The organism is Moorena sp. SIO3I6, assembly GCF_010672095.1.
Map to the genome: position 1 here is coordinate 1 of NZ_JAAHHU010000543.1, position 2,866 is coordinate 2,866.

5 protein-coding genes are annotated in these 2,866 nt (G+C 43.0%); all 5 read right to left on the reverse strand.

All coding sequences use genetic code 11. The features are described from left to right. Positions 1-113: 113 nt before the first annotated feature. On the reverse strand, positions 114-482 hold the full coding sequence (locus tag F6K49_RS39230; protein ID WP_293105969.1) for a hypothetical protein: 369 nt from the start codon (positions 480-482) through the stop codon (positions 114-116). Beyond that, the gene (locus F6K49_RS39235) at positions 454-615 is read right to left on the reverse strand and encodes a hypothetical protein (protein ID WP_293080692.1); all 162 of its coding nucleotides are present in this window, start codon (positions 613-615) and stop codon (positions 454-456) included. Before F6K49_RS39235 ends, F6K49_RS39230 begins: the two co-directional genes overlap by 29 nt. Positions 616-620: 5 nt before the next feature. Next, a complete protein-coding gene (locus F6K49_RS39240; protein WP_293024017.1) occupies positions 621-950 on the reverse strand; it encodes a hypothetical protein in 330 nt (109 codons plus the stop codon). 43 nt (positions 951-993) lie between these two features. Beyond that, on the reverse strand, positions 994-1,491 hold the full coding sequence (locus F6K49_RS39245; RefSeq protein WP_293105972.1) for a hypothetical protein: 498 nt from the start codon (positions 1,489-1,491) through the stop codon (positions 994-996). Positions 1,492-1,574: 83 nt separating this feature from the next. Next, positions 1,575-2,831, reverse strand: a complete 1,257-nt coding sequence (locus F6K49_RS39250) for a phage tail sheath C-terminal domain-containing protein (protein ID WP_293105975.1) — start codon at positions 2,829-2,831, stop codon at positions 1,575-1,577. Positions 2,832-2,866: the final 35 nt, after the last annotated feature.

Here is a 2,866-nt window from a genome sequence, read left to right on the forward strand (position 1 = left end):
TTTGGCAAAAGGCTTTTCCTATACAAACTGAGCGAGAACGTGGGACGTCAAGTTTTTTGATCACACTAATCATATCAAGTTACTTTTGTCAAGTTTTTTGTAAAGAAATATGTTTATAAAGCATAGCTTATTAAGGGGGGCTGGGGGGGATCATAATCTTGCGGAAAACTTTGAAAACACGCCCTAGGGGGGGCGCAATCATACCCAAAATCAGCATCAAAAGGAGTTGCTAAACCTTCTGGGATAAACCCGGAAGTCAGCCACATCTCCAAAGCTGTGAATTCCTCACCTAGCTGCCCAACCTGAGATACAACTTCCTCGAAACATCTTAGTTCAGAGCAATCCTCACTCGTCAAATAATTCCCAGCTAACCCTCCTGCGGTGTATTCACCAATCAAGGCTTGAAACTCACTACGTAGGGCTTCCCCAAGAGCCACGAGAGCCTGATTGATATTAGGAAAGCTTTCCCCAGGAATCGCCATGACTAATTTCCTCATCTAACAGTTGTAAGTAGATCGAGACTTGCCCCATGGTCATTGTTTGCACTTGTTGGGGAGTCCAGCCAAATGCACGGGCTAAACGGTAGCTGGCTTTTACCAATGGGGAAGCACTCAAGCCATTTACGTTTTTTTTTCGGTCAACCCACTGATTTGTCTAATTTGAGCGATCAAAAAGTTAACCAACCCCAGATGCATCTTTTTGACTTGTTCTAAGGAAAGGGCTGGCTTTACCAGTGATTCCTTGATCATCAACAAGGGAATTAAGCTTGGATCATTTTTCCCTGCTTTCATAATTAGCCCAAACGTACCAATAGTCAAAGGACGTAGCTGCACAACCACATCAGCCTCTGACTGCTCATTGCTTTGAGTAGGTTGCAAGATATGTGGAGGCACTACAACATTAAAGATAACGGTAGAACCAGCTAGGAGTTCTTCTGGTGTTGGTTCCATTTGAGCATTCAATTCATTAGTTATTCGTCATTGGTCAACCCTTTTATTCTGCACTAATGCGTAAAGCTTTAAAGCTAACTCCTTCCATCACAAAATCATCTTCAGGTAATTGAAAACTCCAGCTTTCAAACTTAACACCAAACACAGTAAGGGTACTACTTTGGTCAGGAAAGGCTGGATTTTTCAGCGCAATTACGATATTAAAGGAAGGTTGAGGAATTGCGGCAACTGGTGGAGGACTTGTTGCTCCATCACCCAGCAGCAGCCGAATTAAAGCCCCATTAACATGAGCTCGTTGCACGAAGCCAGAAACATTGATATTTCCGGGACGCAACTCCGTTGGGAAACGCTTACCAATTTCGTGGTAAGGTCGTAACTCATTTTCTACCTTGACCGTTACGTTCTGTAAGCGCCCAACTATACTCGAAAATTCATACTCACCAATTAAACTATCCGCAAGTTTACCTTCTACTGACTCACTGTCATCGACAGCTAGAACTAACGAGGCATCAGAACCGCGAAAGACATTAACATTGGGCATACTAGTCCTCCTAAATATTTCCGAAATTTAAGGATTTTCATCCTTCGTTGTGAGGGCAGCTGATGGTGCGTGACTGTCTTTTTTTACTCGAGATACATCGTCACCTGGATAAAGTCGATGCTAAAGGTTGGCATTAGAGTCATGGTAACCATCACCTTCCCTTCTTTTTCTTGAGCGCGGGTTGCTGATACATCAAGTTGATAACTTACCAAGGCTTCATTATCTACCATGCGCGTCAAGAAAGCATTCAGGGTAGCTTTCATAGCTCCCCGCACTCGTTCATTATTCAACTTACCTATATAGGGATTGCAACTGCTACGAACTCCGTAGATTGCATAGTCTACAATCCGTCTGGTAGTGATTTGCTTCCAGGCTCCATCATCAGTGGTTATTCCCTTAACGATGCGAAATCCAGCCCGTTTTTCTACTGTTAAAACACGGTTTGTGACCAGTTTTTCCAGTTTTGCACTGTTAAATTCCGTAGTTAGACCTTCAATTGTTAGGGTTTTGTTAGTGGGACTGGTTTGTACAGGCAACGAAGAAAGCATCCCAGCCACAGCAGCAGCTAGGTAACTACCGGGTAGCTTGTTTTGCTTTCCTTGAGATGAAACCAAAATTCCCGGTGCTGTAAAAATGATGCGGTCATTATTGAGGGTGTGACCAGTAATAGTTTCTAAGCTATCTTTACCGTTGGTAAAGCCACTACCAATGATGCCAATGCGCTCTCGCTTGATTCCTGCTGTTGTCTTCAGGTGTCCCTCTAGAGCGGTTAACATCGCTGTTTTGCTAACATCTTGCCCAGCCAGTAGCACAATGTTAACGATTTCGTTTTCTAGGAGAGCTAAACTTCTTTTGTAATCGTCACTGGCGGCATCAGCACCATTGTTGCCTCCACTGAAGTTGGCATCATTTACGGGGTTTGGTTTTCCCGGTTTTATAGTCTCCTCAGCCTCCACCAAAGCTGATTTTTGATTAACCTCAGTCTTGAGTTCCTCAATTGTTTTTACTGAGTATGTTTCCTCAATTCTGTCCTGGAAGAGTTTGACTGTTATTTCTGTGTTAACTGTAACTGTAATCTTGATCTCATTGCCCCAATTACCAGGAGTTTTAGCTTGCAGCGTCAGCAATGTCTCCGAATCCGATTTCAATTCATATTTTGCCTTAGAGCAGCTTGACTTTGCAGCTGTCCGCACGGCATAAACTGTTTGCCCTCCATTTTGATAAATCAGCTCTAGAGCACGAATTAATGTCAGGGTAATCGCATTGAAAGAAAGTGATAAAATCACTGTAAATTGACCGAAAATTTGACAGTGAAAACTTGACAGTGTATCATAAGCCATGAAGAGCACTTAAGCCAAAGAAAATCTATCTAAGT